A 25,607-nucleotide genomic window follows, 5' to 3' on the forward strand; every position below is an offset into this window, starting at 1 on the left:
TCCTGCTTGCTGTTGTGTCATATGCACGTCAGTCAGGAGGAGGAATCAGCCTTCGTCCGTGGACGCCCGGAGGGCATCCTGTTTCGAGACCAGGTCCGGCGATGAGGCCTGGACGCAGTACTACACGGTCCGACGGTTGTGCATCTCCACCCTACACGTATCCCTGATAATCGGGTGCTGCCGCGCGCTGAATCCGCAACGGGTTGCATTTATCGCCGGCTCCGAACGGGAGCCCGCGCAGTTTATGGCTAAGGCAGGTATTTCCGAAGCATCCGCCATGACTGCGTGAAAGCGTTGGCACTGAGAAGAGTGGCATCGAAAAAAAACGGGAAGGGAGGGTCAAAAGCCGCTCTTGTTGTTTTTTATCGGTCTTCTCTCATCGGCGCTGGTGGCGATTCCAGGCATTTCTGTAAACTGGCGAAAGCCCCGTCGGACGGCCTCGCGTCCTCGAGAATTGCGTAGGTCAGGGCCGGCTCGAAGCCATTGGTCCGCTGGCCAGCCGCTTTTGGCGGCGTTCGCGACTATAGCAGCAATGATTAAGTGCTTCAATTCCATAAAAAATTGTTATGATCCGCCAATGACGACCACTACCCCTCCGACTTCCAGCGTCCAGCTGATCGAAGTCCCGCCGGAACTTGCCGGCCAGCGTATCGACAACTTCCTTGTCAATGTCCTCAAGGGCGTACCCAAGACCTTGATCTACCGCATCTTGCGCAAAGGCGAAGTGCGGGTGAACAAGGGTCGCATCAAGCCCGAATACAAGATCCAGGCCGGCGACATCGTGCGCGTCCCGCCCGTTCGTCTGCCCGAGCGCGACGAGCCGGTGCCGGTGGCCCAGGGCCTGTTGCAGCGTCTCGAAGCGGCCATCGTCTACGAAGACAAGGCGCTGATCGTGCTCAACAAGCCGGCGGGTATCGCCGTGCATGGCGGCAGCGGCCTGAGCTTCGGCGTGATCGAGGCATTCCGCCAGCTGCGCCCGGATGCCAAGGAACTGGAGCTGGTGCACCGCCTCGATCGTGACACCTCCGGCCTGCTGATGATCGCCAAGAAGCGCAGCATGCTTCGCCATCTTCACACCCAGTTGCGTGGCGATGGGGTGGACAAGCGCTACATGGCGCTGGTCCGGGGGCACTGGGCCACCAGCAAGAAGCAGGTCAACGCGCCGCTGCTCAAGAGCAACTTGCGCTCCGGCGAGCGCATGGTCGAGGTCAACGATGAAGGCAAGGAAGCACTGACGGTATTCCGCGTGCTGCGCCGCTTCGGTGACTTTGCCACCATGGTCGAGGCGCGCCCGATCACCGGTCGTACCCATCAGATCCGCGTGCATGCCCTGCACGCCGGTCATTCCATCGCTGGTGACAGCAAGTACGGTGACGAGGATTTCACTCGGGAAATTCGCGAGCTGGGTGGCAAGCGCCTGTTCCTGCACGCCTATGCCCTGACCGTGCCGCTGCCGGAGGGCGGTGAGCTGAAACTGGAGGCTCCGGTTGACGAAATGTGGGCCCAGACCGTGGAGCGCCTGAGTGCAACGTGACTATGACCTGCTGATCTTCGACTGGGACGGCACCCTCGCCGATTCCATCGGCCGTATCGTCGAGGCCATGCATGGCGCTGCCGAGCGTGCGGGCTACCCGCTGTGCAGCGATGACGCGGTCAAGGGCATCATCGGCCTGGCCCTGCCCGAAGCGATCAGCGTGCTGTACCCGGCGCTGGACGAGGCCGAGGTCATGGCGTTTCGTCAGCACTATGCCGATATCTACATGGCTCTGGATGACCAGCCCTCACCGTTGTTCCCGGGTGTGGTCGAGGCGCTGGACGCCTTCCGGGGCGAGGGCTACCGTCTGGCGGTGGCGACCGGCAAGGCGCGTCGTGGTCTGGATCGGGTACTGCGTGCCAACGGCTGGGAGGATTTCTTCGACATCACCCGTGCTGCCGACGAAACCCGCGGCAAGCCGCATCCGCTGATGCTGGAAGAGATCCTCGCGCACTGCCAGGTCCCGGCGTCGCGGGCGCTGATGGTCGGTGACTCGGCTTTCGACCTGATCATGGCGCGAAATGCCGGCATGCACGCCGTGGCAGTGGGCTATGGTGCGATGTCGCTGGAGATGTTGAGCGTTCACCAGCCGCAGTTGTCTATCGAACACTTTTCACAGTTGCCGGCCTGGCTCGGACGGGCGGCGGCAACGGTAATTCCAGGGTAGGTAAAGCATGGTCGATGAGTGGAAGGCGCCTCGCGAAGAGAGGAACGAAGAGCAGAAGAGCTGGCAGCTGCTGGAGAAAACCCTGCTGGCCAGTGTCCAGGAGCAGCGTCGGGCACGGCGCTGGGGGATCTTCTTCAAGCTGCTGACGTTCCTCTATCTGTTCGGCCTGCTGTTCCTGTTCTCGCCGCTGGCGAAGATGGAGAAGAGTGCGGTTGGTGGCAACGGGCACACGGCGTTGATCGAGGTGCGCGGGGTGATCGCCGACAAGGAAGAGGCCAGTGCCGACAATATCATCGGCAGCCTGCGCGCGGCGTTCAAGGATCCGAAGACCAAGGGCGTGGTCCTGCGCATCAACAGCCCTGGCGGCAGTCCGGTCCAGGCGGGCTATGTGTATGACGAGATCCGCCGGCTGCGTGGCGAATACCCGGATATCAAGCTGTACGCGGTGATCACCGATCTTGGTGCTTCCGGCGCCTATTACATCGCCAGCGCGGCGGACCGGATCTACGCCGACAAGGCCAGCCTGGTCGGCTCCATCGGGGTGACGGCGGCGGGCTATGGTTTCGTCGGCGCCATGGAGAAGCTGGGCGTCGAGCGCCGCAGCTATACCTCGGGCGAGCACAAGTCGTTCCTCGATCCCTTCCAGCCGGAGAAACCGGAGGAGACGAAGTTCTGGCAGCAGGTGCTGGAAACCACCCACAAGCAGTTCATCGCCAGCGTCAAGCAGGGCCGCGGCGAGCGACTGAAGGACAAGGAGCATCCCGAGCTGTTCAGCGGGCTGATCTGGTCGGGTGAGCAGGCTGTCGGCCTGGGGCTGGTGGATGCCCTGGGCAGTGCCGGCTATGTGGCGCGTGAGGTGGTGGGTGAGAAGGATCTGGTGGACTTCACCATCGAGGAATCGCCGTTCGATCGGTTCTCCAAGCGTCTCGGTGCCAGTGTCGCCGAGCACCTGGCGATGTGGATGGGCTTCCAGGGGCCGACCCTGCGCTGATCGCGTTCTCGATGAAAGAAGCCGACCTCATGGTCGGCTTTTCATTTGGCTCAAGGAACGCTGACGCCTTCCTTTATTAGCATGTCCACCAGGCGGATCAGCGGCAGGCCGATCAGGCTGGTGGCATCGCAGCCATGGGTGCCTTGGAACAGGCTGACACCGAGGCCTTCGCACTTGAAGCTGCCTGCGCAGTCGTAGGGCTGCTCGATGTGCAGGTAGCGCTCGATCCGTGGCAGGTCGAGTTCTCGCATGTGCACGCTGAACGGCACGCAATCCACCTGGCATTCACCGGTCGCGCTGTTGAGCAGGGCGACGCCGGTAAGGAAGGTGACGTGGTTGCCGCTGGCCGCCAGCAGTTGTTCGCAGGCCTTGTCGAAGGTGTGCGGCTTGCCGAGGATCTGCTCGCCGAGCACGGCGACCTGGTCGGAGCCGATGATCAGGTGGGCGGGGAAGCGATCAGTCAGGGCGTGGGCCTTTTCCCGGGCCAGGCGCTTGACCAGCTCGACCGCAGGCTCGTCGTCGAGGCGCCGCTCGTCGATATCCGGGGCGGCCCAGTCGAAGGGAATATGCAGGCGCGCCAGCAATTCGCGCCGGTAGGGTGAGCTGGAAGCCAGGATCAGCGGTAGCATGAAGTACTCCAGTGCAGGTTCGGCGATTCTAACATGCCGGACGGGCGGAATTTCCTTTGACAGGGGCGGGGGGCATCCCTAGAATGCTGCGCCTATGTTGAATGACCCGATTCCACCTCACGTTGACCCGCGCAAATTGGCCGATCGTGGCGTTTCCATCGAAGGAAGCGTACCGCTCGCCGATTTGGAGAGACTCTGCGACCCGCTTTCCGATAATGTCGGTACGGTGCAGGCCAAATTCGATTTTGAGCGCGACGAGCAGGGCTCGGTGGTTTTCCACACCGACCTGAACGTCGAGGTCAAGATGGTTTGCCAGCGTTGTCTTGAGCTGGTCACCCTGCCGATCCACAGCGAATGTACTTACGCCGTGGTGAAGGAGGGTGCGAATACCCAGTCGTTGCCGAAAGGTTATGACGTGCTGGAACTGGGCGAGGATCCTTTGGATCTGCAGGCATTGGTCGAGGAAGAGCTGTTGCTCGCCTTGCCCATCGTGCCTGCTCATCATCCGGAAGAATGCCAGCAGCCGGCGGGCGCCGATGAGCCCGAACCGAGCGAGGACGAGGTAAAGCGGTCCAACCCGTTCAGTGTATTGGCGCAGTTAAAGCGTGACCCAAACGTTTAGGAGTTAATCAATTATGGCTGTTCAGCAGAACAAAAAATCCCGCTCTGCCCGTGACATGCGCCGTTCGCACGATGCCCTCGAAGCCAACGCCCTGTCCGTAGAGAAAACCACCGGTGAAGTTCACCTGCGTCACCACGTTTCGCCAGAAGGCGTATACCGTGGCCGCAAAGTGATCGACAAGGGCGCTGACGAGTAATCCTTGTCCGCTCAGATCATTGCGATCGACGCAATGGGCGGGGACTTCGGTCCCCGCAGCATTGTCCAGGCAAGCCTTGCTTGTCTCTCGGCAACACCCTCGCTACACCTGACCCTCGTCGGTCAACCCTCCCTCCTTGAAGACCTGATTGCTGGCCAGTCGGCTGCGGATCGCGCGCGCCTGCAGATCGTTGCGGCGAGCGAAGTGATCGGCATGGACGAGAGGCCGTCCCAGGCGTTGCGTGGCAAGCCCGATTCGTCGATGCGCGTCGCCCTCGAATTATTGCGTGACGGCAAGGTCCAGGCCTGTGTCAGTGCCGGCAATACCGGTGCGCTGATGGCCCTGTCGCGTTATGTGCTGAAGACCCTGCCCGGCATCGATCGCCCGGCGATGGTCGCGGCGATTCCGACCCAGACCGGTTACTGCCAGTTGCTCGACCTTGGTGCCAACGTCGATTGCAGCGCCGAGCACCTGTACCAGTTCGCGGTGATGGGGTCGGTGGCGGCCCAGGCCCTGGGGATCTCCCGGCCGCGGGTGGCCCTGCTCAACGTCGGCACCGAGGACATAAAAGGCAACCAGCAGGTCAAGCTGGCGGCCAGCCTGTTGCAGCAGGCCCGCGGCCTCAACTACATCGGCTTCGTCGAGGGTGACGGCCTGTATCGCGGCGAGGCGGACGTGGTGGTGTGCGATGGTTTCGTTGGCAATATCCTGCTCAAGTCCAGCGAAGGCCTGGCGACCATGATCGGTGCGCGTATCGAAGCGTTGTTCCGTGGTGGCATGGCTGCGCGGGTGGTCGGAGCGATGGCCATGCCGCTGCTCAAGCGCCTGCAGGCAGACCTGGCGCCAGCGCGGCACAATGGCGCCAGCTTCCTCGGCCTGCAGGGCATCGTCATCAAGAGCCATGGTTCCGCCGGGGTGCAGGGTTTCCAGAGTGCCATCCAGCGCGCGCTCATCGAGATCCAGGAAAACCTGCCTCAGCGCCTGCACGGACGTCTCGAGGATCTGTTGCTTTAGGCATATTCGCCAGGAAGTGGTTAAATGTGACCGCTTGGTTCTCGTTACCATCCAACTTTCGGTTTTCTTGTGTCCAGCTACGGCTGGACACTCATTTTCGACGACAAGATCACTAGGGGCTTGTTCAATGTCTGCATCCCTCGCATTCGTCTTTCCTGGTCAAGGTTCGCAGTCGCTCGGCATGCTTGCCGAGCTGGGCGCCCAGCACCCGCTGGTCATCGACACCTTCCGTGAGGCCTCCGAGGCTCTGGGCTACGATCTCTGGGCGCTGGTCCAGAATGGTCCGGAAGAGCAACTCAACCAAACCGACAAAACCCAGCCGGCCATCCTGACCGCCTCGATCGCCCTGTGGCGCCTGTGGCTGGCCGAAGGCGGCGCGCGTCCGGTCTTCGTCGCCGGGCACAGCCTGGGTGAATACAGCGCGCTGGTCGCTGCCGGCAGCCTGGAGCTGGCCGACGCGGTCAAGCTGGTCGAGCGCCGCGGTCAACTGATGCAGGAAGCCGTGCCGGCCGGGCAGGGCGCCATGGCCGCGATTCTCGGTCTGGACGACGCCGATGTCGTCGCCATCTGTGCCGAAGCGGCCCAGGGCGAGGTGGTCAGCGCGGTCAACTTCAACTCCCCTGGCCAGGTGGTCATCGCCGGTGCCAAGGCTGCGGTCGATCGCGCCATGGAAGGCTGCAAGGCCCGTGGCGCCAAGCGCGCCCTGCCGCTACCGGTCAGCGTGCCATCGCACTGCGAACTGATGCGCCCGGCCGCCGAGCGCTTCGCCGAGTCGGTCAATGCCATCGCCTGGAAGGCCCCGCAGATCCCGCTGGTGCAAAACGTCAGCGCGGCAGTGCCGGCCGATCTGGAAACCCTCAAGCGTGACCTGCTGGAGCAACTGTACAAGCCGGTACGTTGGGTTGAATGCGTGCAGACCCTGGCCGCCAAGGGTGCGGTGCAACTGGTCGAGTGCGGTCCTGGCAAGGTCCTCGCCGGTCTCAACAAGCGTTGCGCCGAAGGCGTCACCACCTACAACCTCAACACCCCGGATGCCGTCGCCGCCACCCGCGCGGCGCTGGCCTAATTAGGAGAGCTTGCATGAGTCTGCAAGGTAAAGTTGCACTGGTCACCGGCGCCAGCCGTGGCATCGGCCAGGCCATTGCCCTGGAACTGGGTCGCCTGGGCGCTACCGTGATCGGTACCGCCACGTCCGCTTCCGGTGCCGAGCGTATCGCGGCCACTCTCAAGGAACACGGCATCACCGGTACCGGCCTGGAACTGAACGTCACAAGCGACGAGTCGGTCAGTGCGGTCCTGGCGAGCATCACCGAACAGTTCGGTGCGCCGGCGATCCTGGTCAACAACGCCGGTATCACCCGCGACAACCTGATGATGCGCATGAAGGATGACGAGTGGTTCGATGTCATCGACACCAACCTGAACAGCCTCTACCGTCTGTCCAAGGGCGTGCTGCGCGGCATGACCAAGGCACGCTGGGGTCGTATCATCAGCATCGGTTCGGTGGTCGGGGCCATGGGCAACGCCGGCCAGGCCAACTACGCCGCCGCCAAGGCCGGCCTGGAGGGCTTCAGCCGTGCACTGGCCCGCGAAGTGGGTTCCCGTTCCATCACGGTCAACTCGGTCACTCCGGGCTTTATCGACACCGATATGACCCGCGAGCTGCCTGAAGCGCAGCGTGAAGCGCTGCAGACACAAATTCCGCTGGGCCGTCTGGGTCAGGCTGATGAGATCGCGAAAGTGGTCGCATTCCTGGCGTCCGATGGCGCGGCCTACGTGACTGGCGCAACCATTCCAGTCAACGGCGGGATGTACATGTAGTCAAATGTGACGGATTGCTTTAAAAAAATGTCATACGAGCTGACTAAAATCCGTTATAAAGCTGCAATCAAATTCCAGGGGAGTCGGCGGGTGTGATGGGGGAGGGGCGTGTTGAGCTTGAAAAGCGGACGCCTTTCTATAAACTTACACACCGGCCAGCTGCCTGACATATGTCCATTAGGAGTGAAAACAAGGTATGAGCACCATCGAAGAACGCGTCAAGAAAATCGTTGCCGAGCAACTGGGCGTCAAGGAAGAAGAAGTGAAGCCAGAGTCTTCCTTCGTTGACGATCTGGGTGCCGATTCCCTTGACACCGTTGAGCTGGTGATGGCTCTGGAAGAGGAATTCGAAACCGAGATTCCTGACGAAGAAGCCGAGAAGATCACTACTGTTCAAGCTGCTATCGACTACGTCAACGCCAACCAGGCGTAAGACTTCATAGTCGTCGCTTCTTGTCAGGGAAAAACCGCACTGCCTTTGCCGGCGTGCGGTTTTTTCTTTGCCAGAAGATGTAGACATATAGAAAAAGGAGAGCGCTGTGTCGCGTAGACGCGTCGTGGTCACCGGTATGGGTATGCTGTCGCCACTGGGTACCGATGTACCGAGCACTTGGCAGGGCATTCTGGCTGGCCGCAGTGGAATCGGTCTGATCGAGCATACGGACCTTTCTGCCTACTCCACCCGTTTTGGCGGCTCGGTAAAGGGCTTTGACGTCGAGCAGTACCTGTCGCTCAAGGAAGCCCGCAAGCTCGATCTGTTCATCCAGTACGGCCTGGCAGCCGGTTTCCAGGCGGTGCGCAATGCCGGTCTGGAAGTCACCGATGCCAACCGCGAGCGTATCGGCGTGGCCATGGGCTCGGGTATCGGCGGCCTGACCAACATCGAAGGCACCAGTCGTACCTTGCACGAACAAGGCCCGCGGCGCATTTCGCCGTTCTTCGTGCCGGGTTCGATCATCAACATGATTTCCGGTTTCCTGTCCATCCACCTGGGTGTGCAGGGTCCCAACTACGCCATCGCCACTGCCTGCACCACCGGTACCCACTGTATCGGCATGGCGGCACGCAACATCGCCTACGGCGAAGCCGACGTGATGATCGCCGGTGGTGCCGAGATGGCCGCCTGTGGCCTGGGCATGGGTGGTTTTGGCGCTTCCCGCGCGCTGTCGACCCGCAATGACGATCCGACCCGCGCCAGCCGTCCATGGGACAAGGGTCGCGACGGTTTCGTTCTGTCCGACGGTTCCGGTGCCCTGGTCCTGGAAGAGCTTGAGCATGCCAAGGCCCGCGGTGCGACCATCCATGCCGAGCTGGTCGGTTTCGGCATGAGCGGTGACGCCTTCCACATGACCTCGCCACCTGACGACGGTGCCGGCGCCGCGCGTTGCATGAGCAATGCCCTGCGCGACGCGCAGATCGATCCGGGCCAGGTCAACTACATCAACGCCCATGGCACCTCGACCCCGGCGGGCGATCTCGCCGAAGTCGCGGCGGTCAAGTCGGTGTTCGGCGAGCACGCCTACAAGCTGGCGGTCAGTTCCACCAAGTCCATGACCGGTCACCTGCTGGGTGCGGCGGGCGCGGTGGAGGCGATCTTCAGCGTCCTGGCGATCAACAGCCAGGTGGCACCGCCAACCATCAACCTTGACGAACCGGACGTCGGCTGCGACCTCGACTTCGTGGCTCACGAGGCGCGCAACATGCCGATCGACGTGGTGCTGTCCAACTCGTTCGGTTTTGGCGGTACCAACGGCTCGCTGGTGTTCCGTCGGTTCGCCGGCTGATGCAGGCCTGGGTCGATGGGTGCAGCGCCGACACCCTGGCGCTGCAAAGCCGCGGCCTGGCGTATGGCGATGGGCTGTTCGAGACCATCGCCGTCAACGCGGGGAAGCCGTCCCTGCTTGACTACCACCTCGATCGCCTGGCCCTGGGTTGCCGGCGCCTGGCGATCGAGGCCGATTTCCCGTTGATCCGCGAAGAGACCTGCCGTTATGCCGTCTTGCTCGGCGACGGCGTGCTCAAGCTGATCCTCACCCGTGGTGACAGCCAGCGCGGTTATGCCGCCGCCGCTGGCGCGCCACCACGGCGCATCCTGCAGGGCAACCCCGCCCCCGCTTATCCCGCCGAACATGCCGAACAGGGCGTGCGCCTGTTTCCTTGTCGTACGCGCCTGGCCGAGCAGCCTCTGCTGGCGGGGCTCAAGCACCTCAATCGCCTGGAGCAGGTGCTGGCCCGTGCCGAATGGCAGGGGAGCGAATACGCCGAAGGATTGATGCTGGATATGTCCGGTCGAGTCATCGAAGGTGTGTACAGCAACCTGTTCCTGGTCCGCGATGGCCAGTTGCTCACTGCCGACCTCGGTCGCTGCGGTGTGGCCGGGGTCATGCGTGCGGCGCTGCTGGACGCGGCGGTCCGCGAGGGGATCCCGGTCAGCATCCGCGACCTGTCCCTGGATGACCTCGAACAGGCCGATGAATTGTTTCTCTGCAACAGTGTCTACGGTATCTGGCCGGTACGCTCATTTGCATCGCTGAACTGGCCGCCGGGGCCTCTCACCCGTAAACTGCAGGCCATTGCCCGTACGCTACTGGATGCCTGATTTCGTGAGACGTAAATTGCTGCTGTTGCTGGAGATCGGCCTGATCCTGGCTGGCCTGGTGCTTGGGTATTCCGCGTGGAAAGTCAGCACGTCGGTGAAGCAATCGCTGCACCTGTCCGGTGAAGAGCTGCTGGATGTCCCGACCGGCACCAACCCCAATCGCATGTTCTATCGCATGGAGAACGACGGCCTGATCGAGGACGCGTTCTGGCTGCGTATCTACTGGCGCTTCAATATGGCCGGTGTCGCCTTGCATACCGGCGAATACCGCATGACCCCGGGCATGACCGTGCGCGACCTGTTCGACGACTGGCAGCGCGGTAACGTGGTGCAGTACAACCTCACCCTGGTCGAGGGCTGGACCTTCCGCCAGGTGCGTGGCGCCCTGGCCAGGCATGAAAAGATCAAGCAGACCCTGGTCGGCCTGAGCGATGCCGAGGTCATGGACAAGATCGGTCACCCCACGGTGTTCCCGGAAGGTCGATTCTTCCCCGATACCTACAAGTTCGTCCGTGGCATGACCGATGTCGAGTTGCTGCAGCAGGCTTACGCCCGCCTCGAAGAGGTGTTGGCCAAGGAGTGGGCCGATCGTCCCGCCGAACTGCCTTACCGCGACCCTTACCAGGCGCTGATCATGGCGTCGCTGGTGGAGAAGGAGACGGGCGTGCCGCAAGAGCGCGGGCAGATCGCCGGCGTCTTCGTCCGGCGCATGCAGATCGGCATGATGCTGCAGACCGATCCGACGGTCATCTACGGCATGGGCGAGCGCTACAACGGCAAGATCACCCGGGCCGACCTGCGTGAATCCACCCCCTATAACACCTACGTGATCAGTGGCTTGCCGCCGACACCGATCGCCATGGTCGGTCGCGAGGCGATCCATGCCGCGCTCAACCCGGCCCCTGGCAGCAGCCTGTATTTCGTCGCCCGCGGTGATGGTAGCCACGTGTTCTCCGACGACCTCGACGCACACAATTCGGCGGTTCGCGAATACCAACTGAAACGCCGTGCGGACTACCGGTCCAGTCCGGCGCCGGCCAATGGCGCTGCACCGACGCTGCCGGAGGTACCGGTGCAGCAGGAGGCACCGGTCGCGCCGCCGGCCACCGAGACGGATGAAGCCCCGGCGGATGCGACCGAAGCCCCGACCAATGGCGAGTCCACCACGCAATGATTTTTTTCGAGGATGCCGAGTGAGCGGTTTGTTTATCACCCTGGAAGGTCCGGAAGGCGCGGGCAAAAGTACTAACCGTGACTACCTGGCCGGGCTTCTGCGTGATCGCGGCCTGGATGTCCTGCTGACCCGCGAGCCTGGGGGCACGCCTTTGGCGGAGCGTATCCGCGAGCTGCTGCTGGCGCCCAGCGAGGAGCGCATGGATGCCGATACCGAACTGCTGCTGGTCTTCGCTGCGCGCGCCCAGCACCTGGCCGAGGTGATCCGCCCGGCACTGGCTCGTGGCGCAGTGGTGCTGTGCGATCGTTTCACCGATGCCACCTACGCATACCAGGGTGGGGGTCGTGGCCTGAGCGTCGAGCGCATCGCCACCCTGGAGCGTTTCGTCCAGAACGGCCTGCAGCCGGACCTTACCCTGCTGTTCGACCTGCCGGTGGAAGTCGGCCTGTCCCGTGCCGCCGCCCGTGGTCGCCTGGATCGCTTCGAGCAGGAAGGCCAGGCCTTCTTCGAGGCCGTGCGCCAGGCGTATCTGCAGCGGGCCGAGGCAGACCCGCAACGCTATCGCCTGCTCGACGCGGCGCAGCCGCTGGCGGCGGTCCAGCAAACCCTGGACGGCCTGGTCGGTCAGATCGTGGAGCGTTGCCGTGGCTGAGGCCTACCCATGGCAGGCGACGCTCTGGCAGCAACTGGCCGGCCGCGTTCGCCATGCCCATGCCTACCTGCTCCACGGTCCGCAGGGCATTGGCAAGCGTGCAATGGCCGAGTGCCTGATGGCCCTGTTGCTGTGCCAGCGCCCCGAAGCCTTGCGCGCCTGCGGGCAGTGCAAGTCCTGCCTGCTGCTGGCCGCTGGCAGTCATCCGGACAACTACGTGCTGGAGCCGGAAGAAGCAGACAAGCCGATCAAGGTCGACCAGGTGCGTGACCTGGTTGGCTTCGTCACCCAGACCGCCCAGCTCGGTGGGCGCAAGGTGGTGCTGATCGAGCCTGTCGAGGCGATGAACGTGAACGCAGCCAACGCCTTGCTCAAGAGTCTCGAAGAGCCGTCCGGCGATACCGTGCTGTTGCTGGTCAGCCACCAGCCGAGCCGGTTGCTGCCGACCATCAAGAGCCGCTGCCAGCAGATCGCCTGTCCGCAGCCACTGGAGGCTCAGAGCCTGGCCTGGCTGGCTTCGGCCTTGCCGGAGTGTGACGAGCAGGAGCGTATCGAGCTGCTGAGCCTGGCCGCCGGTTCACCGCTGATGGCGATCAGCCTGCAGGCGCAGGGTGTCCGCGAGCATCGCGCGCAGGTGGTCGACGGGGTGAAGAAGCTGCTCAAGCAGCAGCAGTCCCCCAGCCAGCTCGCCGAGTCCTGGAAGGATGTTTCCCTGCTGCACCTGTTCGACTGGTTCTGCGACTGGTCGAACCTGATCCTGCGTTACCAGCTGACCCAGGACGAAGAAGGCCTCGGCCTGGCCGATATGCGCAAGGTGGTGCAGTACCTTGCGCAGAAAACCCCGCAAGGCAAGGTCCTGGAAATTCAGGACTGGATCCTCGAACAGCGGCAGAAGGTGCTCGGCAAGGCCAACCTCAACCGGGTGTTGCTGATCGAAGCCTTGCTGGCCTCCTGGGCCCTGTTGCCAGGCCAGCGCTGAGGCGCCGGCCATCCTATTCCCTAGATAGATTCCATCTCGCCATGCTCGTAGATTCCCATTGTCACCTCGACCGCCTTGACCTCGCCGCCCACGGTGGCTCCCTCGATGCCGCGCTGGATGCGGCACGGGCGCGCGGAGTCGGGCATTTCCTGTGCATCGGCGTCAGCGCCGACAACGCGGCGCAGGTCAAGGCGCTCGCCGAGCGCTATGCGGATGTCGATTGTTCGGTGGGCATTCATCCCCTGGACCTCGCTCCCGGTGCCGCGCCGGCAATGGACTGGCTGCTGCAGGAGTTGAACCACCCCAACGTGGTGGCCATCGGCGAGACTGGCCTGGACTATCACTACGAGCCGGAAGCCGCCGAATTGCAGGAGGCATCATTCCGCCTGCACCTGGATGCCGCCCGGATCACTGGCAAGCCGGTGGTGATCCATACCCGCGCGGCGCGGGCCGATACCCTGGCGTTGTTGCGCGAGGCGGCCTTGTCGCAGGCGGGTGTACTGCACTGCTTCACCGAGGACTGGGACATGGCCAAGGCTGCCTTGGACCTCGGTTACTACATCTCGTTGTCGGGTATCGTCACCTTCCGCAATGCCGACGCCCTGCGCGACGTGGCGCGCCAGGTGCCGGCCGATCGCCTGCTGGTGGAGACCGACTCGCCGTACCTGGCGCCAATTCCCCACCGGGGCAAGCCGAACCTTCCGGAATACGTGCGTGACGTCGCCGAATTCATCGCCCTTGTGCGAGGCGAGCGCTACGAGCAATTGGCCGAGCGGACCACCGACAACTTCCGTCGCCTGTTCCCTCTGGCGCGCGTGCGTCAAGCCTGAGCCCGGCGCGCGGGCAAAAAAAACCCGGGTTCTGGGGGGGGGAATCCGGGTTAAGACCATTAGGAGTAAAACAAAGGCGAACACTCCTTGATCACCTTTATTGGCGCGACACTTGGGGGGATATGCCCCGCCAACAGTTCAAGTATTAATCAGGATTGATGGGCTTCCAGCGCCCTCTGCTCGTTTTTTAAACAGATTTGGAATACGCCTGCGGCTGCTGAGCACTCATCGCTCTGCAATTTCCGTGACTGTAGGAAATGTCTCGGCGATCAAGCGGCGTTCGGTAGCGATGTGCAGGGAAAAACCGGCGCCGCAGCATTCTGGAATGAAAATCAGCCGCGCCTTGCCGTGGCGGCCGGGCGGCGAGGGAGAGCAAGGTGGCAGGGTGAAAGCGTCAGAAAGCCCCGACATGGTTGGATGATCCGTGCATTTTGCCGCAAGTTAGGCATAATACTTGGCTTCGATTTTGATCCAGTCCTTCTTATGCAGAAAGAACCTCGCAAGGTCCGTGAATTTCGTCGCCGTGAGCAAGAGATTCTCGATACCGCACTCAAGCTGTTTCTCGAACAGGGTGAAGACAGCGTCACCGTCGAGATGATCGCTGATGCTGTGGGTATCGGCAAAGGCACGATCTACAAGCATTTCAAGTCCAAGGCGGAGATCTACCTGCGCCTGATGCTCGACTACGAGCGGGATTTGAACCAGCTCCTGCACTCCGCCGATGTCGACCGCGACAAGGAAGCCCTGTCGCGCGCCTACTTCGAATTCCGCATGCGCGATCCACAGCGTTACCGGCTGTTCGACCGCCTGGAAGAGAAGGTCGTCAAGGGTCACCAGGTGCCGGAGATGGTCGAGGAGCTGCACAAGATCCGCGCCTCGAACTTCGATCGCCTGACCCTGCTGATCAAGGGGCGCATCAGCGAAGGCAAGCTTGAAGACGTACCGCCGTACTTCCACTACTGTGCCGCCTGGGCGCTGGTGCATGGCGCCGTAGCGCTGTACCACTCGCCGTTCTGGAGCAATGTCCTGGAAGACCAGGAAGGCTTCTTCCAGTTCCTGATGGATATCGGTGTGCGCATGGGCAACAAGCGCAAGCGCGACCCGGAGCCATCCGCCAGCTGATATCTGTTGGCGACACGAGCGCTACTGGACGCGACGGGGCAGGAATATACTTTGGAGATGAGGCTTGCAAAAACCTGATTTTTGAGTCAGGTTTTGCCGGCCCGATTCATCCATGCCGGAGTTCTCCATGATCGTCGACCGTCAAGGCAGGCGTTTTCGCAATCTGCGTGTCAGCCTTACCGCCGCCTGCAACTATGCGTGCACCTATTGCGTGCCCGACGGCAAGCGGCTGGTCGCGGCCCAGGACGAGCTCTCTGCCGAGGCCCTGGCCCGCGGCGTGGCGTACCTGATCGAGGCCGCCGGTATCGAGCGCCTGCGGGTTACCGGTGGCGAACCGCTGGTCAGTCCCAAGCTGGAAACCTTCCTCAGCAGTGTTGCCGGGCTCGGCCTCGACGACATCAGCCTCACCACCAACGGTCAGTTGCTGGCGCGCAAGCTGCCGCTGCTGGTGGACGTCGGTATCCGTCGTCTCAATATCTCCCTCGACACCCTCGATCCCCAGGCCTTCCGCAGCATCGCTCGTGGTGGCGACCTGGCTACCGTGCTGGATGGCATGGCCCGGGCTGCAGCAGCGGGCATGAAGATCAAGGTCAACATGGTGCCGTTGCGCGGGCAGAACCTCGACCAGGTCCTGCCGTTGCTGGAGTACTGCCTGGAGCATGGCTACGAGCTGCGCTTCATCGAGTTGATGCGCATGGGGCACCTGGCCAGGGACAACAACCAGTTCCTCCAGCAGTTCGTTGGCCTGGAGCAGTTGCTCCAGGTGATCGGCGAGCGCTACGAGTACGCCCAGACCGATGCCCCTCTGGACGCCACCGCGCTGCGCTACCGGATCCCGGGGCAAGGCTGCTTCGGCGTGATCGCCAACGAAAGCGTGCCGTTCTGTCGGACCTGCTCGCGCCTGCGCCTGTCGTCCACCGGCTGGCTGCATGGCTGCCTGTCGTCGAGTAACCGCCATTACATCGGCGATCTGCTCGACCGCCCGCGCCACCAGGCATTGCCGGCTCTCCAGGGCCTGCTGGTCAAGGCCCTCGGCGACAAGCAGAGCGTGGCCTTCTCCGGTGGTGCTACGGTGATGAAGATCATCGGCGGCTGACCCGGCAAGCTGGCGCAGAACCTGCATCTCGGGGCTGTTCGCCGGTTTTCCGTCGCCGGCCTCTGGAGGAAAGATGCGTAGCCTGGTTCTGCTGCTGGCGTTCATCGCGCTGGGTGGCTGCATGAATGTCAGCGACATGGGCGAAGGTGCCCGCTATCACATGAGCGACGCCGGTCTGCTCGACCACAGTGACACCCAGCGCTCGATATCGCTGCGCCTGCAACCCGACTCGTTCATTTTCATTGCCCAGGGCGCCTTTGCTCCGCCCGGTCGAGCCTATCCGCGGCCCAACGTGGTGGCCGAGGAGGCGTTCAGGGGCTTCGTCGAGTACTTCCCGCTGGTGCGCCGCGCCGAAGCGCCGATCGGCCTGGAAGAGGCGTTGGCCCAGGCCCGCTCGTACGGTGCGCACTACCTGCTGTATACCCGCTTCGCCAAGGCAGACAACCGCATCGGCAATGGCGACGAATGGTATGACGAGCAGGCGGTGGATCGTCTTGGCGTCGATACCGGCGTCGTGCAGATGATGCTCATCGAAACCAATACCCGCTACCTGATCGACACCGCGCGCATTCGCAGCCGCGGCGGATTGCTGACGTTCCACGACAACAAGCCGGAAGATTTGCTCGGGCCACCCCTGGAGGACTACGCTCGTTCGCTTCTGGGCATGAGTCGCTGAGGGCGCAAGGCAATGGTTGACAAGGGCAAGGCCAACGACCTGTTGGCGCAGATCCCCAAGGCGGAGAAGGGGTTGCCGCCCGTTCACCTGTGGAATCCGGATTTCTGTGGCGATATCGACATGCGCATCGCCCGCGACGGCACCTGGTACTACCTGGGTACGCCGATCGGGCGCAAGCCCATGGTCCGCCTGTTCTCCACCATCATTCGCCGCGATGGCGACGACTACTTCCTGGTGACGCCAGTGGAGAAGGTCGGGATCAAGGTCGATGATGCGCCGTTCGTGGCGGTGGGCGTGGACGTGCAGGGGGAGGGCGAGCAGCAGGTGCTGGCGTTCACCAGCAATGTCGAGGACCGGGTCGAGGCCGGGCCCGGGCATCCGCTGCGTTTCGTCATCGATCCGCTGACCCAGGAGCCTTCGCCCTATGTGCACATGCGCGCCAACCTGGAGGCGCTGATTCATCGCAATGTGTTCTACCAGTTGGTGGACCTGGCGGTACCGCGAAAGATCGATGGCGAGGAGTGGCTGGGTGTGTGGAGCTCGGGCGAGTTCTACCCGATCGGGCGGCTTTGAGCTGCAAGCCGTAAGTTTCAAGCGGCAATAAAAAACCTCCAGTGCTTGCGCATCTGGAGGTTTTCAGTATTTGGCTCCGCGACCTGGACTCGAACCAGGGACCCAATGATTAACAGTCATTTGCTCTACCGACTGAGCTATCGCGGAATCTGGGGCGTATCTTACTGATTCCCAAGGGGAAGTCAAGCTTCCCCCGGGAAATTGTCGCTTACAGCACTTCGACGATGGCTTTGGTCACCACGTGGATGTTGCTCTGGTTCAGCGTGGCCACGCAGATACGGCCGGTATCCAGGGCGTAGATGCCGTATTCGTTCTTCAGGCGAGCCACCTGGTCAACGCTCAGGCCCGAGTAGGAGAACATGCCGCGCTGGCGACCGACGAAGCTGAAATCACGCTTGGCGCCGTATTCGGCCAGCAGGTCGACCATCTGCTTGCGCATGCCGTGGATGCGGCTGCGCATCTCGCCCAGCTCGGTTTCCCACATCTGACGCAGCTCGGCGCTGTTCAGCACGGCAGCGACGATGCTGGCACCGTGGGTCGGCGGGTTGGAGTAGGTGGTGCGGATCACGCGCTTGACCTGGGACAGCACGCGCGCGCTTTCTTCCTTGGCGCTGGTGACGATCGACAGGGCACCGACACGCTCGCCATACAGCGAGAACGACTTGGAGAACGAGCTGGAAACGAAGAACTCCAGGCCCGACTCGGCGAACAGGCGCACGGCGAAGGCGTCTTCGGCAATGCCGTCGCCGAAGCCCTGGTAGGCCATGTCGAGGAACGGCACGTGGCCCTTGGCCTTGACCACTTCCAGGACGTTCTTCCAGTCCGCCAGGCTCAGGTCGACGCCGGTCGGGTTATGGCAGCAGGCGTGCAGGACGATGATCGAACCCGATGGCAGGTTGTTCAGGTCTTCCAGCATGCCGGCGCGGTTCACGTCGTTGCTTGGCGCGTCGTAGTAACGGTAGTTCTGCACCGGGAAACCGGCGGTCTCGAACAGGGCGCGGTGGTTTTCCCAGCTCGGGTCGCTGATGGCGACGACGGCGTTCGGCGACAGCTGCTTGAGGAAGTCGGCACCGATCTTCAGGGCGCCAGTACCACCGACGGCCTGCACGGTGACCACGCGGCCTTCGGCCAGCAGCGGCGACTCGGCACCGAACAGCAGTTTCTGCACGGCCTGGTCGTAGGCAGCGATGCCGTCGATCGGCAGGTAGCCGCGGGGTGCGTGCTGGGCGGCACGTTGGGTTTCGGCTTCGATGACCGCACGCAGCAGTGGGATGCGTCCTTCTTCGTTGCAGTAAACGCCTACGCCGAGGTTGACTTTCTCGGTGCGGGTGTCGGCGTTGAATGCTTCGTTGAGGCCCAGAATGGGATCGCGTGGTGCCAGCTCGACAGCGGAAAACAGGCTCATTATTACCTTGGCTCTGAATGGAGGGTGAGTAGGGGTCTGCACGCTCCAGCCGAATGCACTAGAGCGGTGCACAAACGGGGAGTCAGTATAGTGATACCGACTGGTCACGGCGACAGTCTGCCGCAGCTTTTCCTGCTGTTTCCCGGAATATTTTTCGACCGTTAGTCGAATCCTTCAGTCAACAGTAGGAAATCCGCCGAGTGTCGGGTTGAAACTGGCGTAGGACGCCTTTAATTGGGTATAACTACTGGCTAAAAATACAGTTGCCCTGTATCCGCACTTCCCTAGAGGTTCGTCATGTCCGAGTTTCAGCTCGTCACCCGTTTCCAGCCGGCCGGCGACCAGCCGGAAGCCATCCGCCTGATGGTCGAAGGCATCGAGGCGGGGCTGGCGCACCAGACCCTGCTCGGCGTGACCGGCTCGGGCAAGACCTTCAGCATCGCCAACGTGATTGCCCAAGTGCAGCGCCCGACCCTGGTCCTGGCGCCGAACAAGACCCTGGCCGCGCAGCTTTATGGCGAGTTCAAGGCATTCTTCCCGAACAACGCGGTGGAGTACTTCGTTTCCTACTACGACTACTACCAGCCGGAAGCCTACGTGCCGTCGTCCGACACCTTCATCGAGAAGGATGCCTCGATCAACGACCATATCGAGCAGATGCGCCTGTCCGCGACAAAGGCGCTGCTGGAGCGGCGCGACGCGATCATCGTCACCACGGTGTCATGCATCTACGGCCTGGGCAGCCCCGAGACCTACCTGAAGATGGTCCTGCACGTCGATCGCGGCGACAAGCTCGACCAGCGCGCCCTGCTGCGGCGCCTGGCGGACCTGCAGTACACCCGCAACGAGATGGATTTCGCCCGCGCCACCTTCCGCGTGCGCGGCGATGTGATCGACGTGTTCCCGGCGGAATCGGACCTGGAAGCGATCCGCATCGAGCTGTTCGACGACGAGGTGGAGAACCTGGCCGCCTTCGACCCGCTGACCGGCGAGGTGATCCGCAAGCTGCCGCGCTTCACCTTCTATCCCAAGAGCCACTACGTCACCCCGCGGGAAACCCTGCTGGAAGCGGTGGACGGGATCAAGGACGAGCTCAAGGACCGCCTGGAATACCTGCACAAGGCCAACAAGCTGGTGGAGGCGCAGCGCCTGGAGCAGCGCACCCGCTTCGACCTGGAGATGATCCTCGAACTGGGCTACTGCAACGGCATCGAGAACTACTCGCGCTACCTTTCCGGGCGCCCGGCCGGCGCGCCGCCGCCGACCCTCTACGACTACCTGCCGCCTGACGCGCTGCTGGTGATCGACGAATCCCACGTCAGCGTTCCGCAGGTCGGGGCGATGTACAAGGGCGACCGTTCGCGCAAGGAAACCCTGGTGGAATACGGTTTCCGCCTGCCGTCGGCGCTGGACAACCGACCCATGCGCTTCGACGAATGGGAAAGCGTCAGCCCGCAGACCATCTTCGTTTCCGCAACGCCGGGGCCCTATGAGGGCGAGCACGCTGGCCGGGTGGTCGAGCAGGTGGTGCGCCCGACCGGCCTGGTCGACCCGCAGGTGGAGATCCGTCCGGCGCTGACCCAGGTCGACGATCTGCTCTCGGAAATTCGCAAGCGCGTGGCGGTGGAGGAGCGGGTGCTGGTCACCACGCTGACCAAGCGCATGGCCGAAGACCTCACCGACTACCTTGCCGACCACGATGTGCGGGTGCGCTACCTGCACTCGGACATCGACACGGTGGAGCGGGTCGAGATCATCCGCGACCTGCGCCTCGGCACCTTCGACGTGCTGGTGGGGATCAACTTGTTGCGCGAAGGCCTGGACATGCCCGAGGTGTCGCTGGTGGCGATCCTCGACGCAGACAAGGAGGGCTTCCTGCGTTCCGAGCGTTCGCTGATCCAGACCATCGGTCGTGCCGCGCGCAACCTCAATGGCCGGGCCATCCTCTATGCCGACCAGATGACCGGCTCGATGCAGCGGGCGATCGACGAGACCGAGCGCCGCCGCGAGAAGCAGATTGCCTTCAACGCCGCCAACGGCATCGTGCCCAAGGGTGTGGTCAAGGACATCACCGACATCATGGAAGGCGCCAACGTGCCCGGCTCGCGCAGCAAGAAGCGCAAGGGCATGGCCAAGGCGGCGGAGGAGAGTGCGCGCTACGAGGCGGAACTGCGGTCGCCGGCGGAGATCACCAAGCGCATCAAGCAACTGGAAGAGAAGATGTTCCAGCTGGCGCGGGACCTGGAGTTCGAGGCGGCAGCGCAGATGCGCGACGAGATTGCCAAGTTGCGCGAGAAGCTGATTACCGCCTGAATTTTTCTTGCTCTTCAGGGCTCTTGTGGGAGCGGGTTTACCCGCGATTACGATGGTGATATCACCGGCGCCATCGCGGGTAAACCCGCTCCCACAGGGGGGGCGTCGCTCCTCGATCGCGGAGCCTGAAGGTCAATGAGCTTCTCCAGCCTTGAGCCCCTGCGGCAATTTCCTGGTCAACAACACCGCAATCATGCTGATCGCCAGCCCGATCCCGACAAAATGGAAGGCATCGTTGTAGGCCATGATCAGCGCCTGCTGATGGGTAATCTCGCTCAACCGCCCCAGCGCTGCCCCATCGCTGCCCAGCTTCTCCGCCAGTTGCGCCAGGCGCTCTGCCACCTGTGGGTTGGTCGGTACCAGCGCTTCGCGCAGATAGTCGAAGTACACCTTGGTTCGCGCATCCAGCAGGGTCGCCAGCAGGGCGATGCCGATGGCGCCGCCCAGGTTGCGCAGGATATTGAACAGGCTCGACGCCGACCCCGCATCCTGCGGCTGGATGTAGGCCGTGGCGATCAGCGAGATGGTCACCATGATCATCGGCTGGCCCAGGGCGCGAATGATCTGGATATGGTTGAACTGGTCGCCGGCGAAGTCCGGATTGAGCACCCCGGAGCTGAAACTGGCCAGGCCGAACAGGCCGAAGCCCAGGGCGCAGAGGATCTTCGGCGGGATCACCTTCATCAGTTTCGGCACCAGCGGAATCAGGAACAGCTGGGGAATCCCCATCCACATGATCACTTCGCCGATCTGCAGGGCGTTGTAGTTCTGGATCTGCGCCAGATAAAGCGGCAGCAGGTAGATCGAGCCATACAGGCCGACACCCATGCCCAGGCTGGCGATGCTCGACAGGCCGAAGTTGCGGTTGTGCAGGATGCGCAGGTTGATCAGCGGATTGGGACGGGAAAACTGGATGATGACGAAGGTGACCAGGCTGATCAGGGCGACGCTGCCCAGCCCGACGATCAGGCTGGATTCCAGCCAGTCCTTGCGGTGGCCTTCCTCCAGGAACACCTGCAGACACCCCAGGCCGATGCCGAGGGTGACGATGCCGGCGTAGTCCGTGCTTTTCAGCAGTTCCCAGTGCGCCTCCTTCTTCTCCAGGCCGTACATCAACCCGGCGATCATCAGCAGGCCGGGCGGGATGTTGATGTAGAAGATGTACTCCCAGCCCCAGTTTTCCGTGAGCCAGCCACCCAGGGCCGGGCCGATGGACGGGGCGAAGGTGGCGGTCATGGCGAACATCGCCATGCCCTTGGCGCGGTGGTGTTCCGGTAGCTTGATCAGGGTCAGGGTGAAGGCCAGCGGGATCAGCGCGCCGCCGGTAAAGCCCTGCATGGCGCGGAAGGTAATCATGCTTTCCAGGTTCCAGGCCATGGAGCAGAGCAGCGAGGACACGAGGAAGCCCAGCGACACCCACACCGCCAGGCGCCGCGCCGAGAGCAACTGCACCAGCCAGGCGGTGAGCGGGATCATGATGATCTCGGCCACCAGGTACGAGGTGGAGATCCACGAGCCTTCCTCCAGGGTCGCCGACAGCGCGCCCTGGATGTCCTTGAGCGAGGAGTTGGTGATCTGGATGTCGAGCACGGCCATGAAGGCGCCGAGCATCGCGCTCATTACCGCGATCCAGTCGCGCCGGCTCGGTTCGCCGACGGGACGGATCAGTTGGTCACCGGCCATCGTTGCGCAGGTCGACGGTGGCGGTGACCGACATGCCCGGACGGATGCGGCCATGCAGCGGGTTGTCGGCACTGAAGGTCAGCTTCACTGGAATCCGTTGTACGACCTTGGTGAAGTTGCCGGTGGCATTGTCCGGTGGCAGCAGGCTGAACTGTGCCCCGGATGCGGCGAACAGGCTGTCGACGCGGCCTTCGATCGGCGTGTCCGGGTAGCTGTCGAAGACCAGTTCGGCGCGCTGGCCGGGCTGCATCTTGCCGATCTGGGTTTCCTTGAAGTTGGCCTGCACCCAGATGTCCTCGTCGGGAACGATGGACAGCAGGTAGGCGCCATTCTGTACGTACTGGCCGTCGCGGGCGGCGCGCTGGCCGATCATGCCGCTGATCGGCGCGTGGATTTCGCTGCGGGTCAGGTTCAGCTCGGCCTGGGCCAGATCGGTGCGGGCGGTGGCGATCTGCGCGTCGAGGCGCTTGAGCTCGGCTTCCAGGGCGCTGACCTGCTGGCGCTGTCCCTGCAAGTCGGCCTGGGCCTTGCTGACCTGGGAGCGGGCGACATTGTTTTCCGCAGACAGCGTGGTGACCCGTTCCTCGGAGACGAAGCCCGGCTTGCGCAACGCCTGGGCGCGATTGAGGTCGAGCTGGGCGCGACCGAGGGTGGCCTGGCTCGCGGACACCTCGGCCTGGCCGGCGGCGATCAGGCTGGATTGCTGGGTCAGCCGGCTTTCCGCCTGCAGGCGCTCTGCCTGACGGGTGTCGAGGGTGGCGCGGGCGCGTTCCACGGCGAAGTGGAAGTCGTCGCCTTCCAGGCGCACCAGCAGGTCGCCCTTGTTCACATGCTGGTTGTCCTGCACCAGGACGGCATCGATGCGTGCGCTCAGCTGGCTGGAGACCCGGGTGATTTCGCCCTGCACATAGGCGTTGTCGGTGCTTTCATGGAAGCGCCCCTTGAAATACCAATGGGCGAAGAAGCCAAGGGCGACCAGGACAACCAAAAGAAGAAAAACCAGCAGGCGACGCTTGAGTTGGGCAGGCATAAGGACGATCGTTCCAGAAATGTAACCAAATTTAACAAATTTTGGATCCGCTGGCGCAAGTGACGATCGCGCCCATTACTGGAGCCCGGCGCCCGCTCCCTGTTACCATCCCGGCTTTGTTTCACCTCTTGTTCGAGACTCTCATGACCACCGTTCGCACGCGCATCGCGCCTTCGCCTACCGGCGATCCCCACGTCGGCACCGCTTACATCGCCCTTTTCAACTACTGCTTTGCCAAGCAGCACGGTGGCGAGTTCATCCTGCGTATCGAAGATACCGACCAGTTGCGTTCGACCCGCGAATCCGAACAACAGATCTTCGACGCCCTGCGCTGGCTCGGCATCGAATGGGCCGAAGGCCCGGACGTCGGCGGTCCGCACGGCCCGTACCGGCAGAGCGAGCGGGGTGAGATCTACAAGCAATACGCCCAGCAACTGGTCGACCTGGGTCATGCCTTCCCGTGCTTCTGCACCGCCGAAGAGCTGGACCAGATGCGCGCCGAGCAGATGGCCCGCGGCGAGACTCCGCGCTACGACGGTCGCGCGTTGCTGCTGTCAGCGGAGGAAGTCCAGCGCCGCCTGGCCGCCGGCGAGCCCCACGTGATCCGCATGAAGGTGCCGAGCGAAGGTGTCTGCGTGGTTCCGGACATGCTCCGCGGTGACGTCGAGATCCCGTGGGACCGCATGGACATGCAGGTCCTGATGAAGACCGACGGTCTGCCGACCTACTTCCTGGCCAACGTGGTCGACGACCACCTGATGGGCATCACCCACGTCCTGCGCGGCGAAGAGTGGCTGCCGTCGGCACCGAAGCTGATCAAGCTCTACGAATACTTCGGCTGGGAACAACCCAAGCTGTGCTACATGCCGCTGCTGCGCAACCCGGACAAGAGCAAGCTCTCCAAGCGCAAGAACCCGACCTCGGTGACCTTCTACGAGCGCATGGGCTTCATGCCGGAAGCCATGCTCAACTACCTGGGGCGCATGGGCTGGTCGATGCCGGACGAGCGCGAGAAGTTCTCCCTGGCCGAGATGGTCGAGCACTTCGACCTGTCCCGCGTGTCCCTGGGCGGGCCGATCTTCGATATCGAGAAGCTGTCCTGGCTCAACGGCCAGTGGTTGCGCGACCTGCCGGTGGAAGAGTTCGCCGCACGGGTACAGAAGTGGGCCTTCAACAGTGACTACATGATGAAGATCGCCCCGCACGTGCAGGGCCGGGTGGAAACCTTCAGCCAGATCGCCCCGCTGGGTGGTTTCTTCTTCGAAGGCGCGCTGAAGCTCGATGCGAAGCTGTTCGAGCACAAGAAGCTGTCGGCCGATCAGGTGCGCCAGGTCATGCAACTGATCCTGTGGAAACTGGAAAGCTTGCGCCAGTGGGAGAAGGACCGTATCACCGGCTGCATCCAGGCCGTGGTCGAGGCCCTGGAGCTGAAGCTGCGTGATGCCATGCCGCTGATGTTCGCTGCGATCAGCGGCCAGGCCAGCTCGGTCTCGGTACTCGACGCCATGGAAATCCTCGGCCCGGACCTGACCCGCTATCGCCTGCGCCAGGCCCTGGACCTGCTGGGCGGCGTATCGAAGAAAGAAAACAAGGAATGGGAGAAGCTGCTGGGCACCATCGCCTGATAGCCGACGCCTGTTTTTTCGCGGGGCGAATCCGCTGCCTGGGGCTGTGTGCCGGGGCAGTGGGTTCGCCCCGCAGCGTTTTCGGGGCCTGCCGTGCAGCGTCAATCCCCCGCAAATACGGGGCTTTTGCCGGGGGAGGGCGGTAAGTGATTGTTATCTGGGAAAAAATTTTTGAATTTTGTTGAAAATATATTTGACAGGTCTGCAATCCGATCTTAATATGCGCCCCGTCCACAGCGATGAACGAAAACGAAACGCGAAGCACCCAGCCAAGCGGATCAAGTTCAAAGCGACATTGTGGGGCTATAGCTCAGCTGGGAGAGCGCCTGCATGGCATGCAGGAGGTCAGCGGTTCGATCCCGCTTAGCTCCACCAA

The 25,607-nt window shown here is 62.8% G+C and carries 25 protein-coding genes and 2 tRNA genes; 22 read left to right on the forward strand and 5 right to left on the reverse strand.

From position 1 onward, the window contains the following. The first annotated feature begins 577 nt into the window (after positions 1 to 577). From rluC to V0R59_RS27985, 3 genes are read left to right on the forward strand one after another with little or no spacing between them, the layout of a single operon-like run. Positions 578 to 1,534 carry a 23S rRNA pseudouridine(955/2504/2580) synthase RluC gene (gene rluC / locus V0R59_RS27975; protein ID WP_330077821.1) on the forward strand — a complete coding sequence of 319 codons (957 nt, stop codon included), beginning with the start codon at positions 578 to 580 and terminating at the stop codon, positions 1,532 to 1,534. After that, complete coding sequence (locus V0R59_RS27980) at positions 1,524 to 2,201, forward strand: HAD-IA family hydrolase (RefSeq protein WP_330077822.1); 678 nt, start codon at positions 1,524 to 1,526, stop codon at positions 2,199 to 2,201. Before rluC ends, V0R59_RS27980 begins: the two co-directional genes overlap by 11 nt. A gap of 7 nt (positions 2,202 to 2,208) precedes the next feature. Beyond that, the gene (locus V0R59_RS27985) at positions 2,209 to 3,192 is read left to right on the forward strand and encodes a S49 family peptidase (RefSeq protein ID WP_330077823.1); all 984 of its coding nucleotides are present in this window, start codon (positions 2,209 to 2,211) and stop codon (positions 3,190 to 3,192) included. A 50-nt stretch (positions 3,193 to 3,242) separates the two neighbouring features. On the opposite strand, the gene V0R59_RS27990 is transcribed toward V0R59_RS27985, so the two are convergent. Then, a complete protein-coding gene (locus tag V0R59_RS27990) occupies positions 3,243 to 3,821 on the reverse strand; it encodes a Maf family protein (protein ID WP_330077824.1) in 579 nt (192 codons plus the stop codon). Between the two features lie 94 nt (positions 3,822 to 3,915). Here V0R59_RS27990 and V0R59_RS27995 point away from each other — a divergent pair, with 94 nt between their 5' ends. The 16 genes from V0R59_RS27995 to V0R59_RS28070 all read left to right on the forward strand — a co-directional run bounded on the left by V0R59_RS27995 (position 3,916) and on the right by V0R59_RS28070 (position 17,175). Further along, positions 3,916 to 4,443 carry a YceD family protein gene (locus tag V0R59_RS27995; RefSeq protein WP_330077825.1) on the forward strand — a complete coding sequence of 176 codons (528 nt, stop codon included), beginning with the start codon at positions 3,916 to 3,918 and terminating at the stop codon, positions 4,441 to 4,443. 13 nt (positions 4,444 to 4,456) lie between these two features. Continuing rightward, entirely contained in the window at positions 4,457 to 4,639 is a 183-nt protein-coding gene (rpmF, locus tag V0R59_RS28000) for a 50S ribosomal protein L32 (RefSeq protein WP_009406838.1), read from the forward strand. Between the two features lie 3 nt (positions 4,640 to 4,642). Next, positions 4,643 to 5,653, forward strand: a complete 1,011-nt coding sequence (gene plsX, locus V0R59_RS28005; protein ID WP_330077826.1) for a phosphate acyltransferase PlsX — start codon at positions 4,643 to 4,645, stop codon at positions 5,651 to 5,653. Positions 5,654 to 5,780: 127 nt separating this feature from the next. Then, complete coding sequence (fabD, locus tag V0R59_RS28010; protein ID WP_330077827.1) at positions 5,781 to 6,719, forward strand: ACP S-malonyltransferase; 939 nt, start codon at positions 5,781 to 5,783, stop codon at positions 6,717 to 6,719. 14 nt (positions 6,720 to 6,733) lie between these two features. After that, the gene (gene fabG, locus V0R59_RS28015; protein ID WP_330077828.1) at positions 6,734 to 7,474 is read left to right on the forward strand and encodes a 3-oxoacyl-ACP reductase FabG; all 741 of its coding nucleotides are present in this window, start codon (positions 6,734 to 6,736) and stop codon (positions 7,472 to 7,474) included. Between the two features lie 196 nt (positions 7,475 to 7,670). Beyond that, on the forward strand, positions 7,671 to 7,907 hold the full coding sequence (gene acpP / locus V0R59_RS28020; protein WP_330077829.1) for an acyl carrier protein: 237 nt from the start codon (positions 7,671 to 7,673) through the stop codon (positions 7,905 to 7,907). A gap of 106 nt (positions 7,908 to 8,013) precedes the next feature. Beyond that, positions 8,014 to 9,258 (forward strand): beta-ketoacyl-ACP synthase II, encoded by a 1,245-nt coding sequence (gene fabF / locus V0R59_RS28025; RefSeq protein ID WP_330077830.1) that lies wholly within the window; start codon positions 8,014 to 8,016, stop codon positions 9,256 to 9,258. Then, the gene (gene pabC / locus V0R59_RS28030; protein ID WP_330077831.1) at positions 9,258 to 10,073 is read left to right on the forward strand and encodes an aminodeoxychorismate lyase; all 816 of its coding nucleotides are present in this window, start codon (positions 9,258 to 9,260) and stop codon (positions 10,071 to 10,073) included. Before fabF ends, pabC begins: the two co-directional genes overlap by 1 nt. 4 nt (positions 10,074 to 10,077) lie before the next feature. Beyond that, a complete protein-coding gene (gene mltG / locus V0R59_RS28035) occupies positions 10,078 to 11,247 on the forward strand; it encodes an endolytic transglycosylase MltG (RefSeq protein ID WP_330077832.1) in 1,170 nt (389 codons plus the stop codon). A 19-nt stretch (positions 11,248 to 11,266) separates the two neighbouring features. Beyond that, the gene (gene tmk / locus V0R59_RS28040) at positions 11,267 to 11,899 is read left to right on the forward strand and encodes a dTMP kinase (protein ID WP_330077833.1); all 633 of its coding nucleotides are present in this window, start codon (positions 11,267 to 11,269) and stop codon (positions 11,897 to 11,899) included. Further along, positions 11,892 to 12,878 carry a DNA polymerase III subunit delta' gene (locus tag V0R59_RS28045; RefSeq protein ID WP_330077834.1) on the forward strand — a complete coding sequence of 329 codons (987 nt, stop codon included), beginning with the start codon at positions 11,892 to 11,894 and terminating at the stop codon, positions 12,876 to 12,878. Before tmk ends, V0R59_RS28045 begins: the two co-directional genes overlap by 8 nt. A gap of 41 nt (positions 12,879 to 12,919) precedes the next feature. Beyond that, positions 12,920 to 13,708, forward strand: a complete 789-nt coding sequence (locus tag V0R59_RS28050; RefSeq protein ID WP_330077835.1) for a TatD family hydrolase — start codon at positions 12,920 to 12,922, stop codon at positions 13,706 to 13,708. Between the two features lie 483 nt (positions 13,709 to 14,191). Then, the gene (locus tag V0R59_RS28055) at positions 14,192 to 14,830 is read left to right on the forward strand and encodes a TetR/AcrR family transcriptional regulator (RefSeq protein WP_075803898.1); all 639 of its coding nucleotides are present in this window, start codon (positions 14,192 to 14,194) and stop codon (positions 14,828 to 14,830) included. A gap of 127 nt (positions 14,831 to 14,957) precedes the next feature. Beyond that, positions 14,958 to 15,926 carry a GTP 3',8-cyclase MoaA gene (locus tag V0R59_RS28060; RefSeq protein ID WP_330077836.1) on the forward strand — a complete coding sequence of 323 codons (969 nt, stop codon included), beginning with the start codon at positions 14,958 to 14,960 and terminating at the stop codon, positions 15,924 to 15,926. A 73-nt stretch (positions 15,927 to 15,999) separates the two neighbouring features. Next, complete coding sequence (locus V0R59_RS28065) at positions 16,000 to 16,602, forward strand: DUF4823 domain-containing protein (protein ID WP_330077837.1); 603 nt, start codon at positions 16,000 to 16,002, stop codon at positions 16,600 to 16,602. A 12-nt stretch (positions 16,603 to 16,614) separates the two neighbouring features. Then, positions 16,615 to 17,175: a DUF1285 domain-containing protein gene (locus tag V0R59_RS28070; RefSeq protein ID WP_330077838.1), complete on the forward strand. Its 561-nt coding sequence runs from the start codon at positions 16,615 to 16,617 to the stop codon at positions 17,173 to 17,175. A gap of 71 nt (positions 17,176 to 17,246) precedes the next feature. Here the strand turns inward: V0R59_RS28070 and V0R59_RS28075 are convergent. Both V0R59_RS28075 and V0R59_RS28080 read right to left on the reverse strand, forming a co-directional pair. Next, positions 17,247 to 17,322, reverse strand: a tRNA-Asn gene (locus V0R59_RS28075). Positions 17,323 to 17,383: 61 nt separating this feature from the next. Then, positions 17,384 to 18,580, reverse strand: a complete 1,197-nt coding sequence (locus V0R59_RS28080) for an amino acid aminotransferase (RefSeq protein ID WP_330077839.1) — start codon at positions 18,578 to 18,580, stop codon at positions 17,384 to 17,386. Positions 18,581 to 18,877: 297 nt separating this feature from the next. Here V0R59_RS28080 and uvrB point away from each other — a divergent pair, with 297 nt between their 5' ends. Next, positions 18,878 to 20,893: an excinuclease ABC subunit UvrB gene (uvrB, locus tag V0R59_RS28085; RefSeq protein WP_330077840.1), complete on the forward strand. Its 2,016-nt coding sequence runs from the start codon at positions 18,878 to 18,880 to the stop codon at positions 20,891 to 20,893. 132 nt (positions 20,894 to 21,025) lie between these two features. Here the strand turns inward: uvrB and V0R59_RS28090 are convergent, their stop codons facing one another. Beyond that, complete coding sequence (locus V0R59_RS28090; RefSeq protein ID WP_330077841.1) at positions 21,026 to 22,576, reverse strand: MDR family MFS transporter; 1,551 nt, start codon at positions 22,574 to 22,576, stop codon at positions 21,026 to 21,028. Further along, positions 22,566 to 23,606, reverse strand: coding sequence for an HlyD family secretion protein (locus V0R59_RS28095; protein ID WP_330077842.1), 1,041 nt, complete (start codon positions 23,604 to 23,606; stop codon positions 22,566 to 22,568). Before V0R59_RS28095 ends, V0R59_RS28090 begins: the two co-directional genes overlap by 11 nt. Positions 23,607 to 23,749: 143 nt before the next feature. Here V0R59_RS28095 and gltX point away from each other — a divergent pair, with 143 nt between their 5' ends. Beyond that, positions 23,750 to 25,231, forward strand: a complete 1,482-nt coding sequence (gene gltX / locus V0R59_RS28100; protein ID WP_330077843.1) for a glutamate--tRNA ligase — start codon at positions 23,750 to 23,752, stop codon at positions 25,229 to 25,231. A 299-nt stretch (positions 25,232 to 25,530) separates the two neighbouring features. Continuing rightward, positions 25,531 to 25,606: transfer RNA gene (locus V0R59_RS28105), tRNA-Ala, on the forward strand. The last annotated feature ends 1 nt before the right edge of the window (position 25,607 follow it).

It is taken from the genome of Pseudomonas ulcerans, from assembly GCF_036324125.1.
In the GTDB taxonomy this organism is placed as follows: domain Bacteria; phylum Pseudomonadota; class Gammaproteobacteria; order Pseudomonadales; family Pseudomonadaceae; genus Aquipseudomonas; species Aquipseudomonas ulcerans.